This is a genomic window from Enterobacter sp. NFIX59 (assembly GCF_900113755.1).
Taxonomy (GTDB): Bacteria; Pseudomonadota; Gammaproteobacteria; order Enterobacterales; family Enterobacteriaceae; genus Enterobacter; species Enterobacter pseudoroggenkampii.
Window position 1 is genome coordinate 59,255 of the sequence record NZ_FOQN01000004.1, and the last position, 14,688, is coordinate 73,942.

The 14,688-nt window shown below is 56.5% G+C and carries 15 protein-coding genes; 6 read left to right on the top strand and 9 right to left on the bottom strand.

The features are described from left to right. Positions 1–7: 7 nt before the first annotated feature. The 6 genes from BM007_RS14750 to BM007_RS14775 form a co-directional block, all read right to left on the bottom strand. Positions 8–1,396, bottom strand: coding sequence for a glutamine synthetase family protein (locus tag BM007_RS14750; protein ID WP_090419504.1), 1,389 nt, complete (start codon positions 1,394–1,396; stop codon positions 8–10). A 123-nt stretch (positions 1,397–1,519) separates the two neighbouring features. After that, complete coding sequence (sanA, locus tag BM007_RS14755; protein ID WP_008500918.1) at positions 1,520–2,236, bottom strand: outer membrane permeability protein SanA; 717 nt, start codon at positions 2,234–2,236, stop codon at positions 1,520–1,522. A 126-nt stretch (positions 2,237–2,362) separates the two neighbouring features. Further along, complete coding sequence (gene cdd / locus BM007_RS14760) at positions 2,363–3,247, bottom strand: cytidine deaminase (RefSeq protein WP_048992527.1); 885 nt, start codon at positions 3,245–3,247, stop codon at positions 2,363–2,365. A gap of 129 nt (positions 3,248–3,376) precedes the next feature. Continuing rightward, on the bottom strand, positions 3,377–4,072 hold the full coding sequence (locus BM007_RS14765; RefSeq protein ID WP_008500916.1) for a CidB/LrgB family autolysis modulator: 696 nt from the start codon (positions 4,070–4,072) through the stop codon (positions 3,377–3,379). Next, positions 4,069–4,464 carry a CidA/LrgA family protein gene (locus tag BM007_RS14770; protein ID WP_045908676.1) on the bottom strand — a complete coding sequence of 132 codons (396 nt, stop codon included), beginning with the start codon at positions 4,462–4,464 and terminating at the stop codon, positions 4,069–4,071. Before BM007_RS14770 ends, BM007_RS14765 begins: the two co-directional genes overlap by 4 nt. A 184-nt stretch (positions 4,465–4,648) precedes the next feature. Beyond that, the gene (locus BM007_RS14775) at positions 4,649–5,359 is read right to left on the bottom strand and encodes a type 1 glutamine amidotransferase (protein ID WP_090419507.1); all 711 of its coding nucleotides are present in this window, start codon (positions 5,357–5,359) and stop codon (positions 4,649–4,651) included. A 59-nt stretch (positions 5,360–5,418) separates the two neighbouring features. On the opposite strand from BM007_RS14775, the gene BM007_RS14780 reads away from it, so the two are divergent. From BM007_RS14780 to BM007_RS14795, 4 genes are all read left to right on the top strand, one after another. Beyond that, positions 5,419–6,216: an AraC family transcriptional regulator gene (locus BM007_RS14780; RefSeq protein WP_090419510.1), complete on the top strand. Its 798-nt coding sequence runs from the start codon at positions 5,419–5,421 to the stop codon at positions 6,214–6,216. A 41-nt stretch (positions 6,217–6,257) separates the two neighbouring features. Beyond that, positions 6,258–7,190, top strand: coding sequence for a tRNA dihydrouridine(16) synthase DusC (gene dusC / locus BM007_RS14785; RefSeq protein WP_090419533.1), 933 nt, complete (start codon positions 6,258–6,260; stop codon positions 7,188–7,190). A gap of 128 nt (positions 7,191–7,318) precedes the next feature. Beyond that, a complete protein-coding gene (mdtQ, locus tag BM007_RS14790) occupies positions 7,319–8,737 on the top strand; it encodes a multidrug resistance outer membrane protein MdtQ (protein WP_090419536.1) in 1,419 nt (472 codons plus the stop codon). 50 nt (positions 8,738–8,787) lie between these two features. Next, positions 8,788–9,552: an SDR family oxidoreductase gene (locus BM007_RS14795; RefSeq protein ID WP_090419539.1), complete on the top strand. Its 765-nt coding sequence runs from the start codon at positions 8,788–8,790 to the stop codon at positions 9,550–9,552. Between the two features lie 82 nt (positions 9,553–9,634). On the opposite strand, the gene BM007_RS14800 is transcribed toward BM007_RS14795, so the two are convergent. Continuing rightward, positions 9,635–10,207, bottom strand: a complete 573-nt coding sequence (locus BM007_RS14800) for a DedA family protein (protein ID WP_024908155.1) — start codon at positions 10,205–10,207, stop codon at positions 9,635–9,637. Between the two features lie 157 nt (positions 10,208–10,364). Here BM007_RS14800 and BM007_RS14805 point away from each other — a divergent pair, with 157 nt between their 5' ends. Both BM007_RS14805 and pbpG read left to right on the top strand, forming a co-directional pair. After that, entirely contained in the window at positions 10,365–10,952 is a 588-nt protein-coding gene (locus BM007_RS14805) for a Yip1 family protein (RefSeq protein ID WP_023312454.1), read from the top strand. 167 nt (positions 10,953–11,119) lie between these two features. After that, a complete protein-coding gene (gene pbpG, locus BM007_RS14810; RefSeq protein ID WP_090419542.1) occupies positions 11,120–12,043 on the top strand; it encodes a D-alanyl-D-alanine endopeptidase in 924 nt (307 codons plus the stop codon). Positions 12,044–12,137: 94 nt separating this feature from the next. Here pbpG and BM007_RS14815 read toward each other — a convergent pair whose 3' ends face one another. After that, positions 12,138–12,692: a GNAT family N-acetyltransferase gene (locus BM007_RS14815; protein ID WP_024908153.1), complete on the bottom strand. Its 555-nt coding sequence runs from the start codon at positions 12,690–12,692 to the stop codon at positions 12,138–12,140. A 112-nt stretch (positions 12,693–12,804) separates the two neighbouring features. Beyond that, the gene (gene dld, locus BM007_RS14820) at positions 12,805–14,553 is read right to left on the bottom strand and encodes a D-lactate dehydrogenase (protein ID WP_090419545.1); all 1,749 of its coding nucleotides are present in this window, start codon (positions 14,551–14,553) and stop codon (positions 12,805–12,807) included. Positions 14,554–14,688 lie beyond the last annotated feature (135 nt).

Here is a 14,688-nt window from a genome sequence, read left to right on the forward strand (position 1 = left end):
TTATGCCTTATGCCAGCTGTGACTCCTCTCGGGTCACAATGCGTTCAAACCAGTCGAGTTCAGAGAGCTTGCAGGCGATCCACTGTTCGGAAAAGGCGTCGCCCAGGCTGTCGGTGAGGTACTGACAGCGGGCAAAAGTCTCAATCGCCTCCTGCTGAAACAGCGGCAGTTCAGGTTGATCGTGCTGCGGTTCGGGCAACTCCTCCTCGTCGATATTTTCCAGCCCGTACAGCATGCCGGTCAGAATAGTAGCAGCCACCAGATACGGATTGGCGTCAGCCCCGGCCAGCCGGTACTCGATACGACGGTTGTGGTCTTCCGAGCAGGGAATACGCAAAGCGGCGGAGCGGGTGTTATAACCCCAGGAGTTAAATACGGGTTCCGTCAGGTTTTTACGCAGGCGACGAAACGCGTTGACGCCTGGCGCAAGAATGGCGATAGAGGCGGGCATCAGCGCCAGCTGGCCCGCGATGCACAAACGCACCATGCTGTTCAGCGCGTTAACCGGGGAAGCAAAGACGTTTTCGCCGCGGCTGTCGTTGAGGCTGAAATGGAAGTGCAAGCCGCTGCCGGAAAGTTCGCTGAAGGGCTTGGCCATAAAGTTGGCCTGCAGGCCGTGCTTTTCGGCAACGTATCGGGTCAGGCGACGCAGCGCCAGCACGTTATCGCAGACCTCAACGACGCGATGGCTGTGCTTCAGGTTTAATTCGTACTGACCGGACTCGGCTTCCGCTACGACCCCTGACAGCGGGATGTGCTGCAGGTGCGCCAGCTGTTCCAGTTCGTCAAACAGCGCGGCATGCGCCGACGAGGTATCCATATGAAAACAGCCCTGATTTTGCGGATCCCGATCGTCATGCCCCGTCAGATAGAACTCGATTTCCGGGGCAATCACCGGGAAAAGGCCGTGCCGGTGGAAGCGGGCCAGTACGTTCTGCAGTATCACGCGCGGCTCAAGCGGGCAGGGACTATCGTCGCTGTCTTTCATCGTCAGCAGGATCTGCGCGTTGTGCTGCGGATCTTGTGGACAGGGACGCAGGGAGCCGGCGACCGGAACGCAGAGTCGGTCCGGTTCATCATGAAGCGGGGCGGCGATTTTTCCCTTCTGATCCATCGAGTAGACCGAAAGGGGAAAGTAACAGCCTTTTTCCAGACTCAGCATGCTCTCCACCGACAGACGCTTGCCACGCATCGTGCCGTTGATATCGTTCAGGTAAACGTCTACATGTTTCGTCTGCGGGTAACGTTCCAGGTAATCGGCTACTTCCACTGAAATGTTGTGCTGCAGGGCGTCAATTTTTTCATCAAGCCAGAGACCGGAATTGAGTGCGCCAGGAAGTGATAAACCGGGAAGGTTAAAATACGGACGGAGACTTTTGAGGAAAAACGCATTCATTATCGAGTTCATAGTCATTCTTCAATGAAGCCGTAGCGGCAGTGAACTCAGCTTAAAAGAGCCGACGTAAAGGGGAGATAAAAAGCGTCAGGCCCGGCGTAAAGAAAGTATAAAGGGGTGCTGTTATTTCTCTTTTTTCTGCATATCGAGCAGCTGCTCGGGCGTGACGGCCGGGTAACCCTGGGCGTCTTCCGGCACTTCGTGCATCGCCGGAATCGGCACCAGCGGGCCTAAAAAGCGCGGTTCGCGTTTGAAGATATACAGATCGGCCAGGGCACCAAAGCGGGCACCGAACTCGCGGACGCGCACGCTCAGCATATCTTTTGGCGACGGCACCGCATAGCACTGTGCCTGAATGCCCATGTGCAGCGCGATAAACAGTGCGCGTTCGCAGTGGAAGCGCTGGGTGATGATGATGAAGTCGTTGGTGTCGAAGACTTTGCGCGTGCGCACGATGGAGTCCAGGGTGCGGAACCCGGCGTAGTCGAGCACGATATCGGCAGGATCCACGCCTGCGGCAATCAGGTCCTTACGCATCGTCACCGGTTCATTGTAGCTTTGCAGCGCGTTATCCCCGCTCAGCAGCAGGTAGTTCACCTTGCCGCTGTTGTAGGCGTTCAGCGCGCCCTGAATGCGGTAACGGTAATACTGGTTGATGACGCCGGTGCGGTAATACTTGGCGGTACCGAGCACCACGCCAACCTGACGATAGGGCAGGTCCTGCAGGTCGTCAAAGATGTAGGGGGCGGTTTTCCAGCTCATCCAGCGGTCGAGACCGAGCACGATCAACAGCAGTATGCCGACCAGGACAGACAGGCTGTAAAAAACGCGCTTTAACATGCAGATGGCTCGTGCGTGGATGAAATTTAACTCAGGCTACTTTACCCGCCTGGTTAGCGCAAGAAACAGCGACTCAACTGAGGGGTTTTTCAGCAAACTGGCGGGCATTTCTGCCCGCCGGAAGGATTACGCCAGCAGTACGCGGTCAATTGTCGTACAGCCTAACGCTTTGAGCGTTGCGGCGGTGGCATCCCACTGGATCAGCGGCGCATCGGCAATCTCGGCCAGAATGGCGCGCTGAATGTCCGGATAGTCATAGCCGTTCAGGCTCAGCAGGTTAAGTGCGCCCTGCAGCGGCGGCAGCGTTGGGTTAAACGCGGCGTTTTCCGCATAGCTGCCGGTGAAGATTCGGCCATCGCGGCACTGCAGCGCCACGCCGCTCGGGGACTTGCTGTACGGCGTGTGGCTCTTGTTGGCGGCGGTAATCGCCGCCTGGCTCAGGTCATCGCCGGACAGGGCGAAACCGTGGTTCTGCTCGTCCATCAGCAGGGTTTTGATCTCCAGATCTTTCGGGCCAAACGCGTCAGGCAGATAATCCCCCAGCGTGTGCGGCGCGCGGCCTGGCAGATTGATGCGCAGCTGCAGCCCGCTGTTCAGCTCGTTCATAAACTGACGGCAGTGGCCGCAGGGGGTGTAGTTAACGGTAATGGCGCTCAGGGCTTTTTCACCGCGCAGCCAGGCGTGGCTGATAGCGCTCTGCTCGGCGTGAACGGTCTGCTGCATGGTTGCGCCCAGGAACTCCATGTTGCCGCCGAAGTACCAGGTGCCGCTGACGCCGCGCGCAATGGCCCCGACGTTAAAGTGGGAGAGATCGGCCCGCGCGCAGGCAGCAGCCAGAGGAAGCAGTGCGAAAGCCAGCGCGTCTTCGTCCAGTCCCGTTGCCTGTTTCAGCATCGTGACCTGCTCCGCGGTCAGCAGGGCGGGGAAGTGCGCATCTGCCAGAACGGGAGCAAGGGCTGACTGCAAATTCTCTGCAAGCTGGGCGAAAGCAGCTTGAAAACGTGGGTGCATGGCGTTTGCCTCATAAAGGTTAATGGATCGGTAGTTTACGGAGCCGTCAGGGCTTTATATGTGATCCACTTCTCATTATGTATGCAACTTATGAAATCAAAATGAAATTTGCGCGACGCATCGCAAATTTTAGCCCATCACTGCCAGAATAAGCGGGAAAATGAACGGGGCCAGCAGAGAGGTAATAATCCCGCAGATCACCAGCGCTAGGGAGCTAAATGCCCCTTCCTGATAATCCAGCTCCGCGCAGCGGGCCGTGCCCAGCGCGTGCGAGGCGGTGCCCATCGACAGCCCCCGAGCCGCCTTAGTATGAATACGCATCGCGTTTAGCAGAGTGTGGCCAAACACCGCGCCGAGAATACCGACGAAAATGACGCACATCGCGCTGATGGCCGGAATACCGCCGAGGCTGCCCCCAACCGCCATCGCGATAGGCGTGGTCACCGATTTAGGTAGGATTGACGCCGCAATCTGTGGGGAAGCGCCCATCAGCAGCGCCACCGACGTGCCGGTGATCATCGCCACCAGGCTACCCACAAAACAGATGGTAATGATGGATTTCCAGCGGGCGCGGATCTGGTGCAGCTGCTCATATAAAGGAAACGCCAGCGCCACGACGGCGGGTTGCAGCAGGTCGTTTAAGATTTTGCTGCCGGCAAAGTAGCGTTCGTAAGGAATGCCGGTGAGCAGCAGGAACGGGATAATCACCACCATCGCCACCAGCAGGGGGTTCAGCAAGGGCATTTTGAAACGCGCGGCAAGCTTACGTGCGGCGAAAAAGACTGCAAGGGTGAGCGGCAGGGACCACCAGATATTGTCCATCATTTTTTTGTTTTCTCCCCAATCACGTTACGTTCGCCATGCACCAGATGTGAACTCCAGCTCACCACCAGGAAAACCACCAGCGTACTGACCGCGCAGGAGACCACAATCGGGCCGAACTGGGCTTTGAGCAAATCAAAATACTGCATGACCCCGACGCCGATAGGCACGAAAAGCAGCGCCATATAGCGAATGAGGACGAAGCAGCCGGGGTTGACCCACTTTGCGGGCAGGATTTGCAGCGCCAGCAACACGAAGAGGATCAGCATGCCGATAATGCTGCCGGGGATGGTGATGGGCAGCAGCGACGCGATGAAAATCCCGGCATACAGGCAGGCGTAAATCAGGGCGAATGCGCGCAGATATTGCCAGATAATGTTCAATGATTTGCTCATGGTGATAGTCCTTGCTGAAACGCATTCATCATACAATTAAACCTAAAAATGTGCCATGGATCACATCATGAATTTTGAGCATACCAGACATTCCGGAATGGAACGTCCGGTATCACCATAACGGTGCAGGCTACAGTTTAGAGGAAAGGGATTGCGCTGGCGAAACGGCGTGCCAGAGAAGGTATCAGCGACAGGCTGTCAGTTTATCGAGAAAAGAAAACAGCACCTGATTCATTTCGCGATAATCATGCGAGCGGAGTTTTTCCGCCGTTTCGACAAAACGGAATTCACCCGCGCGGCGGAGGTCACTCTGCGAATGCTCAATCAGCAACTCTACCACCTCCGGCGTCAGCTCCATATGGCACTGGAAACCGTAAACCCGTTCGCTGTATTGCACGATCTGGCGGGGACAGCCCTCGCTGTAAGCCAGAACCTTAGCCTGCGGCGTCAACCCAGGCATATCGTTATGCCAGTGACCGACGTTCAGCACGCTGCCAAAGTCCTCAAACAGCGGGTTCGCCTTGCCTGCATCTGTGAGCCTGACGGGAAATTTGCCGATCTCTTTTTCCGGGCTATGACAAAACGCTGCACCCAGCGCTTCACCGATAAGCTGCGAGCCCAGACAAACGCCTATCACCGTTTTACCTGCCTCTATCGCGCGGCTGATGAGTGCCTTTTCCGCCTGCGCATCAAACCAGGGGCATTCCTCACGCGTGGTGGCGGGTGACTGCGGGCCTCCCATGATGATAAGCAGGTCTGTGTTCCCCAGTTCTTCAGGTAACGAATCGCCCTGATACACTCTGGTGTAGCTCAGACTGCAGCCGCGACTTTTCCCCCAGATTTCATAGGCGCCTGGTGCCTCGAAATGTTCATGAATAATAAAATGGATGTGCATTGCGTCTCTCTCTGGTTACGTGTACAAGCAGCATCATAAGAGGAAGGGGAGAATGTGAAATGCCAACCGTTATCGATAAAACGCCAATTCACGACGATGCTATCGGATGGTCAAGAGGGGCAATTCGCTATACGCGCGGCGAAGTCGATCCGCCTCACCAGCATTCGCAGGGGCAACTTTTGTTTGCCATCAAAGGGGTCATGCTGGTCGAAACCGGCAGCAAACGCTGGGTCATACCGCCACAGCGCGCGCTGTGGATCCCTCCCTTTCAGGAGCATACCTACAGCGTGTTATCCACAACGGAGCTGCGCGCGGTCTGGTTTAGCCCGGCGCTGATAGCGCAATGTGAGCCTTTTATGCGGAAAGACGAGGTTCATGTGATTATGGCAACAGCGTTGTTCAAAGAGCTGATTGCCGGGCTGTTCAGCGCGGAATACCGGCCAGCCAGTCAGCGCAGCATGGCCGTTTTGCTGCTCGATATCCTCAGTGAAGCTCAGCAAATCTCAGCCGAATTACCGATGCCCGTGGATGAGCGCTTACATCGCATTGCCTGTGACATCATTGCCAACAATCTCTGGGATCTTTCTCTGGAAAGGCTGGCGGAACGGGCCACGATGTCTGAACGCACGTTTTCACGCGCGTTTATCAACGATACCGGCTTTAGCTTCCGGGCCTGGCGACAGCGTGCCAGGATTTGTGCCTCGCTGGACCTGCTCGCAAACGGATACCCGGTTAAGCAGGTGGCCTGGATGCTGGGGTTTTCCGGCCCGGCGGCATTTGCGGCGGCGTTTCGCGCCATTGTTGGGGCAACGCCGGGTGACTTTCTGCCTGAACAGAAGCGCTTCCCAGCGATATAGAGAGCGGCTACTATAGCGCGTCTTTTTTCACAGGTACTGCTATGCGTGTTTTACTGGCCCCAATGGAAGGCGTGCTCGACTCCCTCGTGCGCGAGCTTCTGACCGAGGTGAACGATTACGATCTCTGCGTGACGGAGTTTCTGCGCGTGGTCGATATGCTGTTGCCGGTAAAATCCTTCTTCCGACTGTGTCCCGAGCTGCACAACCAGAGCCGAACCTCTTCCGGCACGCTGGTGCGTATTCAGCTGCTCGGCCAGTATCCGGAATGGCTGGCGGAAAACGCCGCCCGCGCGGTTGAGCTGGGCTCTTACGGGGTGGATCTCAACTGCGGCTGCCCGTCGAAGCTGGTCAACGGCAGCGGCGGCGGGGCGACCTTGCTGAAAGATCCTGAGCTGATTTACCGCGGCGCGAAAGCCATGCGCGAGGCCGTGCCTTCGCATTTGCCGGTGACGGTTAAGGTGCGCCTTGGGTGGGACAGCGACGCGCGGCAGTTTGAAATCGCCGATGCGGTGCAGCAGGCCGGGGCCACCGAGCTGGTGGTGCATGGCCGTACCAAAGAAGATGGCTACAAAGCCGATCGCATTAACTGGCAGGCGATCGGTGAGATCCGCAAACGCCTCACCATTCCGGTGATCGCCAACGGCGAAATCTGGGACTACGAGAGCGCGCAGGCCTGTCTGCATGCCACCGGCTGCGATGCGGTCATGATTGGCCGCGGCGCACTGAATGTGCCGAACCTCAGCCGGGTGGTGAAATATAACGAACCGCGTATGCCCTGGGCAGACGTCGTCACGCTGCTGCAAAAATACAGTCGTCTGGAAAAGCAGGGGGACACCGGTTTGTATCACGTCGCGCGAATTAAGCAGTGGCTGAGTTATTTACGTAAAGAGTACGATGAAGCGCTGGGGTTATTTCAGGAGATTCGTACATTACAGACGTCCTCTGATATTGCACGGGTTATTCAGTCAAAGTAATTTATTCATTTGGTGAATAATTTTCTGATTATGTAAATGTATAACAATTTACGGATTGCCACGCATTACTAAAAAAATAAATAGTATCAAGCGTATTTTTCGCCTTTATTTTTTGAGTATATGGCGTAATGAAACGTTCTCTTATTTTATCTCTGAGTGTCCCCTTTGCATTAATTCTGGCAGCCTGCGCACCTGAACATTCCACCGTCTCTCCGCTAAATACACAACCGGCCGCCAAGTCTGTGAATACCTCATTGCATTATACCGACTGGCCGAAAAATGCGTGGTGGAAGGCGTATAACGATCCCCAGCTTAACGGGCTTATTGCAAAAGCATTAAGCGATGCGCCGGATATGCAGATTGCCCGTCAGCGGATTACGCTTGCCGAAGCTCAGGCCAAAGCGGCTATGGCTGCCGACGGTCCGCAAATTGATTTTTCCGCCGAGGCTGAACGTCAGAAAATGTCCGCCGAAGGGCTGATGGGGCCCTTTGCCATTACCGACCCGGCGGCAGGGACCACCGGGCCGTGGTACACCAACGGCACCTTTGGCCTGACCGCAGGCTGGGATCTCGATCTGTGGGGTAAAAATCGCGCGCAGGTCGAAGCCCGGATTGGCAAAGTGAATGCGCAAAAAGCGGAGCTGGAGCAGACCCGACAGCTGCTGGCCGGCAGCGTGGCGCGGCTCTACTGGGAGTGGCAAACTCAGGCCGCCGCGGGGGAGGTTCTCGCGCAGATCAAACATGAGCAGGACAATATTATCGGTGCCGATCGCGAGCTGTACCAGCACGGCATCACCTCCTCGGTGGAGGGTGTCGAAACGGATATCAACGCCAGCAAAACCGAAGAGCAGCTGGCCGAGGTCAACGGGAAGATGAAAGCCATAGAGGCGCGTCTGGTCGCGTTGACGAACTCCTCCTCCGTGAAGCTTACGCGGCACGCCTTGCCGACGGTGGAAGCCTCGTTACCGTCGACGCTCGGATATGAACTGCTGGCACGCCGTCCGGATCTTCAGGAGGCGCACTGGTATATCGAAGCCTCCATGAGCGAGGTAGAGGCCGCCAGAGCGGCGTTCTATCCTGACGTGAACCTGATGGCGTTCTTACAGCAGGATGCCCTCCACCTGAGCGATCTGTTCCGTTCATCCGCGCAGCAGATGGGCGTCACCGCCGGGCTGACGCTGCCAATTTTTGACAGCGGCAGGCTGAACGCCAGCCTGGATATCGCTCAGGCGCAGAACAACCTTTCGGTAGCCAACTACAACAAAGCGGTGGTGGAGGCCGTCAATCAGGTGGCACGCACCGCCAGCGAAGTCGAAACGCTGATGGCGAAGAACGGCCAACAGCAGCAGGTTGAAAAAGATGCGGCACGGGTTGTGGCGCTGGCACAGGCGCGTTTCAGCGCGGGGATTATTGCGGGCTCCCGTGTCAGTGAAGCCAGAATACCGGCCCTCAAAGAGCACCTCGAAGGCGTGCTGCTGAAGGGGCAATATGTCGACGCTACCCTGCAGCTGACCTCGGCGCTGGGCGGTGGCTATCATCATGGCTAAAAAAGGCCATTATCTATACTTACCTCTTTGCAGTTTTTCAGGAGGTGAGTATGACCAGAGTAGCGATTGTTACCGCATCGGATTCCGGGATTGGGAAAACCGCGGCCCTGATGCTGGCTGAGCGCGGGTTTGATATTGGCGTCACCTGGCACTCGGATGAGAAAGGGGCGCTGGAAACCTGCCGCGAAGTCGAAGCGCAGGGGCAGCGCGCGGAGGCTATCCATCTTGATTTAAGCACGCTGCCGGAAGGCGCTGAGGCTATTGAAACGCTGATTGCGCGTTTTGGTCGGCTGGACGTGCTGGTCAATAATGCCGGGGCGATGACCAAAGCGCCGTTCCTCGAGATGCCGTTTGACGACTGGCGGAATATTTTCACCGTCGACGTGGACGGCGCGTTTCTCTGTTCACAAATTGCCGCAAGGCAGATGGTGAAGCAGGGGAAAGGGGGGCGGATTGTGAACATCACCTCGGTGCATGAGCACACTCCGCTTCCGGAGGCCAGCGCCTATACGGCGGCGAAACACGCGCTCGGCGGGTTAACCAAATCCATGGCGATGGAGCTGGTTAAGCACAATATTCTGGTGAACGCCGTCGCACCGGGTGCCATTGCCACGCCGATGAATGACATGGACGACAGCGAAGTGAAGGACGGTTCAATGCCGGAAATCCCGCTGGCAAGGCCGGGCCATACCAAAGAGATTGCCAGCCTGGTCGCGTGGCTGTGCGACAGCGACGCCAGCTACACGACGGGGCAATCGTTTATCGTCGACGGGGGCTTTATGCTGGCGAACCCGCAGTTTAAGCCGGAGGGGTAGGTTCCCCTCTCCCTGTGAGAGAGGGTGTTTTTAGTTCCCTCTCCCTGTGGGAGAGGGTTAGGGTGAGGGCATCAGGCCGCACTCACTCCTCATCCCGCCTCTTTTCCCGATGCTTCAGCCACAGCCTGACCCCAATCACCGCCACGACCACCAGAATCAGCCACGCCCAGTGCTTGAGGTGCTGGTCGAGATTATGCAGCCAGGGCGCAATCACTTCGCCCCCCACATAACCGAGCGTCGTAAAGATCAGCGCCCAGGCAATCGCACCCACAATATTGAGCGGCAGGAAAATTTTTGGCGGCAGATGGCTGGCACCAATGAGTATCGGCCCGATAATGCGAAAGCCATACATAAAGCGCGTGCCAATGACGAACAGATAGGGGTGGCGTTGAATGAGCCGCTGCGCGCGGCGAATTTTCTTCTGATGCTTTGTGAAACGCTTAAGCAGCGTTGGCCCGAAGCGCAGCCCGAGAAAGTAGAGCAGCTGATCGCCAATCATCCCGCCCAGCGCAACCGCGGCGACGACCAGCGGGAATTTCAGCAATCCCTGATGAGCGGCGACGCCGCCTAACAGGGTGATGGTTTCGCCTTCTGCCACGCTACCGATGACCAGCGCGGCATAGCCATATTGTTCAATGAGTGCATTAATATCCATTACGTAACTGTTATCTCCCTCTGCGTACCTCGTTTAATCATATACCCCATGAATCAACAGCGGGGAAATCAACGGAAATTTCCCACTGTACAGAAAATAATCTAAAGCCTGCATTATACTTAAGGTATCGCTGACGGGCCGACAACAAGGGGGCGCTATGAACCATGTCTGGGGACTTTTCTCCCATCCCGATCGTGAAATGCATGTCATTAAAAGTGAGAACGAAACGGTCTCGCATCATTACACGCACCACGTGCTGCTGATGGCTGCGGTGCCGGTAATATGCGCTTTTATCGGAACGACACAAATCGGCTGGAACTTCGGTGACGGCACCGTGGTTCAGCTTTCCTGGTTTACCGGACTCTATCTGGCCATCGTCTTTTATGGTCTGATGCTGGCGGGTGTGGCGGTCATGGGGCGAGTCATTCACTGGATGGCGCGTAACTACCCGCAACGTCCATCGCTGGCGCACTGTATGGTCTTTGCCGGATATGTCGCGACCCCGCTGTTCTTAAGCGGTATTGTTGCGCTCTATCCACTGGTCTGGCTGTGCGCGCTGATCGGTACCATTGCCCTCTTTTACACCGGGTATCTGCTGTATCTGGGGGTTCCAACCTTCCTGAATATCAATAAAGAAGAAGGCCTGAGTTTTTCCAGTTCAACACTCGCTATCGGGGTGCTGGTGCTGGAGGCGCTACTGGCGCTGACGGTGATCCTTTGGGGTTACGGATACCGTCTCTTCTGAGTTCACTGCATTGCTGGCGTAAATGCCAGCAATGCAGCATCTGTTCACGATTATCCTCTGGCGACAACGCCCGCTGACGGCTATGATGCCGAAGCCAGCCTGTGTTTATCCATTGATACAGGCGGTGTACGTCATGACGTGCGTGAATAATTATCAGAAGTCTCACCATGCTGAAATTCCGAGTCTCTTTACTTAGCCTGGCGCTGTTGCTGGGTGCGTCCGCTGCCGTGCCGGCCGTCGCCAAAACGTCCGCGGTGACCGCTGCCGCTGCCCAACCGCAAATTGCTTCAGGCAGCGCGATGATTGTCGATCTCAACACCAATAAGGTGATCTACGCCAGCCACCCGGACCTGGTGCGCCCGATCGCCTCGATTACCAAATTAATGACCGCGATGGTGGTGCTTGATGCCCATCTGCCGCTGGACGAAAAGCTGAAAGTGGATATCAGCCACACGCCGGAGATGAAAGGGATCTACTCCCGCGTGCGGCTGAACAGTGAAATCAGCCGTAAAAATATGCTGCTGCTGGCGCTGATGTCGTCTGAAAACCGCGCGGCGGCGAGCCTGGCGCACCATTATCCGGGCGGCTACGACGCGTTTATCCGCGCGATGAACGTCAAAGCCAAATCGCTGGGGATGAACAATACGCATTATGTTGAACCGACGGGTCTGTCGATCAGCAACGTCTCCACCGCCCGCGATCTGACGAAACTGCTGATTGCCAGCAAACAGTACCCGCTGATTGGTCAGCTCAGTACCACCCGTGAAGAGATGGCGACCTTTGCGAACCCGGCCTATACGCTGCCGTTCCGCAATACTAACCATCTGGTTTACCGCGATAACTGGAATATTCAGTTAACGAAAACCGGTTTTACCAACGCGGCAGGACACTGTCTGGTGATGCGCACGGTGTTTAACGGTAAGCCGGTGGCGCTGGTGGTGATGGATGCCTTCGGCAAATACACGCACTTTGCGGATGCGAGCCGCCTGCGTACCTGGATTGAAACAGGAAAAGTGCAGCCCGTTCCGGCCGCCGCATTGACATATAAAAAGCAGAAAGCGGAGCAGATGGCGACGGCGCAGAACGACTGATGCGCCTCTGCGCGCTGATGCCCTCGCCCCGACCCTCTCCCACAGGGAGAGGGAGAAAACACTAAAAACGGTAACCCAGGTTACCGTTTTGCTTTTATTCCGGCAGCGTCCAGTCACCATCGTTGAGCGGGCGCTGCATAATCACCGTATCCCGCCAGTCGCCTTTCTTATAGCCTACGCTGCGCAGCTGACCGACAATCACGAAGCCGTGCTTTTTATGCAGGCGTAACGAACCGGCATTATTATTGCCATCTCCCACCACGGCAATCATCTGCCGCCACGGACCTTGTTCGCAGCGTTCAATTAGCGCAGACATTAACGCCGTGCCAAAACCGCGCCCGGTGATGCTGGCATCCACGTAAATCGACTCTTCCAGGGTATAGCGGTAGGCGTGTCGCGGACGGTAAGGCGTGGCGTAGCAGTAGCCCACCACGATGCCGCGATACAGCGCGATAAGCCACGGTAAACCATTCTCAGCCACGCTTTTCATTCGATGACGCATTTCGTCGATAGTGGGGGGGACTTCTTCAAATGACGCGCGCCCGTGAAGCACATGCCAGGCATAGATCGCGGCGATGGCATGCACATCATCGGGAAGGGCATCGCGCACTTCCAGTTCGGTCTCGGATAAAACATCAATAGCCGACATGATGAGCCTGCTCCTCGTTATAGAAAGCCGGAGAAACGTTTCTCCGGCGTCAGACAGTTACTCTATTACGATTAAGGAGCGCTTAACAATCTCTCAAATTTGGCTGTAGGAATTAATCAGACGCTTGCGTTATGCGCTGCTCCGCGTCCGCGCTTTCTTTCCAGTATTTCTTCCGCGTTGTTTTACCGATGCCGGGATTCATGCTGTTTGTAGGGTCATTCTCGCGATAAAACTGCTTAAGTGCGTCGGGGGCTTTATAAAGATGTCCGACGTTATGTTCCGCAGGATATTGTGCGCCACGTTCACGCAGAAGGGCGAGCATCTGCTCCTTCAGTTCGTGTGCATCGACCCCTTTTTTGACGATGTAATCCTGATGGAAGACATAACACATAAAGTGGCCGTAATAGAGCTTATGCACCAGCTTGCTGTCGATTTCCGGCGGCAGGTGTTCAAACCACTCGGTATCGTTACGCCGCAGAGCGATATCCAGCGCCAGAATATCTTCCACCTCTTCGGAATGCACCGCCTGGTAACGGATGGCGGCACCCGCAGCAGCGAAGCGGTGCAGGAAGGCTTTGCTGCCTTCTTCCGGCGTGCATGCAAAGAAATCACCCTCAGCGGTTTTGAAAAATTCAGTCAGCCAGGACTGCGCTTCGGCGATCCCGTCTCCGGCCATTTTCAGCAGCAGGTGGTGTTCGTACCTGTCGCGCCAGGTTTTCATTCGCTCCGGTAAATGCGCCGGGAAAACGTTGCCCAGCTTCTGCATAAAGCGGTCGGTGAAGTGGGGTTTGAACAGCGACACTTTCTCCAGCATCGCGTCGGTGCGGCCCTTCATGGTGAAGAAGAACGGCATTTTGTCGGTGCCCAGCTTGTCGATCATCAGGAACGTGTCTTTGCCGTAACGCTCGGCGATGTCGTAAATGTCCCGGTGCATGTACTCGCCCGCCACCGGCAGGTGGGTGAATTCACCCAGAATATGACGGCGGATCTCGGTCAGAACCTCAGGCTGATTGGTACCAATGTAAAATACCTGCTGCTTTTTCTCTGCCGGGAAGGTATCCAGGCGCACGGCAAAAACGGCAAGCTTCCCGGCGCAGCCGGAGGATTCAAACAGGCGGTCCGGGTCGGCGTTGTAGCGCGCTGGTGTATCGGCGTAGATATCCCGCACGCGGGTCACGTAGTCGTGATCGTGCGCGTGGCGGCCGTCGTGCTGCACGTCTTCGTCCTTCACGCGATCGTCGTCGAGCTTGCTGAGGATCTGTTCCGGCGTCACGCCGAGATCGATCCCCAGATGGTTGACCAGCGTCAGCTTGCCGTTTTCGTCAATACGGGCAAACAGCGACATCTCGGTATAGGCCGGGCCGCGCTGCACCAGCGAGCCGCCGGAGTTGTTGCAGATCCCACCGACCACCGAGGCGCCAATACAGGAGGAGCCAATCACCGAGTGCGGCTCACGACCCAGCGGCTTAAGCGCTTTTTCCAGGGAATAGAGCGTGGTGCCGGGGAACGCGAGCACCTGCTCGCCTTTGTCCAGCAGGTGCAGCTTGTCGAGGCGCAGGGTGCTGATAATCACGATGTCGCGATCGTAATCGTTGCCGTTCGGCGTGGAGCCTTCGGTCAGGCCGGTATTGGCGGCCTGCATTAAAATGATCTTGTCGGCGGCGACGCAGGCGCTCAGCACGCGCCACAGCTCCAGCAGCGTGCCGGGGAAGACAACCGCCAGCGCCTCGCCCTGGCCGGAGCGGAAACCCTTACGGTAGCGGGCGGTTTTGGCCGGGTCGGTAAGCAGGTGAGAGGAGCCAACCAGGCGCGACAGTTCGTTAATAAAAGCCGTGTTATCGTTTGTTCGAACAGAAGACATCTTCCACTCCTTGTGGTGGGGCAAATTTCTCGCTGTAAAGCATAGCGCGATTAACTGTTAAGCGGTCGAGTATTCACGAGAAAAATCAGAGAATAACCCTGCAACGTTCTGAGGGTTTGTGGCACACTGCGCTTT

Coding starts and splice junctions, on each gene's coding strand:
- BM007_RS14750 (WP_090419504.1), bottom strand. CDS start 1,396: ATGAATGCGTTTTTCCTCAAAAGTCTCCGTCCGTATTTTAACCTTCCC.
- sanA (WP_008500918.1), bottom strand. CDS start 2,236: ATGTTAAAGCGCGTTTTTTACAGCCTGTCTGTCCTGGTCGGCATACTG.
- cdd (WP_048992527.1), bottom strand. CDS start 3,247: ATGCACCCACGTTTTCAAGCTGCTTTCGCCCAGCTTGCAGAGAATTTG.
- BM007_RS14765 (WP_008500916.1), bottom strand. CDS start 4,072: ATGATGGACAATATCTGGTGGTCCCTGCCGCTCACCCTTGCAGTCTTT.
- BM007_RS14770 (WP_045908676.1), bottom strand. CDS start 4,464: ATGAGCAAATCATTGAACATTATCTGGCAATATCTGCGCGCATTCGCC.
- BM007_RS14775 (WP_090419507.1), bottom strand. CDS start 5,359: ATGCACATCCATTTTATTATTCATGAACATTTCGAGGCACCAGGCGCC.
- BM007_RS14780 (WP_090419510.1), top strand. CDS start 5,419: ATGCCAACCGTTATCGATAAAACGCCAATTCACGACGATGCTATCGGA.
- dusC (WP_090419533.1), top strand. CDS start 6,258: ATGCGTGTTTTACTGGCCCCAATGGAAGGCGTGCTCGACTCCCTCGTG.
- mdtQ (WP_090419536.1), top strand. CDS start 7,319: ATGAAACGTTCTCTTATTTTATCTCTGAGTGTCCCCTTTGCATTAATT.
- BM007_RS14795 (WP_090419539.1), top strand. CDS start 8,788: ATGACCAGAGTAGCGATTGTTACCGCATCGGATTCCGGGATTGGGAAA.
- BM007_RS14800 (WP_024908155.1), bottom strand. CDS start 10,207: ATGGATATTAATGCACTCATTGAACAATATGGCTATGCCGCGCTGGTC.
- BM007_RS14805 (WP_023312454.1), top strand. CDS start 10,365: ATGAACCATGTCTGGGGACTTTTCTCCCATCCCGATCGTGAAATGCAT.
- pbpG (WP_090419542.1), top strand. CDS start 11,120: ATGCTGAAATTCCGAGTCTCTTTACTTAGCCTGGCGCTGTTGCTGGGT.
- BM007_RS14815 (WP_024908153.1), bottom strand. CDS start 12,692: ATGTCGGCTATTGATGTTTTATCCGAGACCGAACTGGAAGTGCGCGAT.
- dld (WP_090419545.1), bottom strand. CDS start 14,553: ATGTCTTCTGTTCGAACAAACGATAACACGGCTTTTATTAACGAACTG.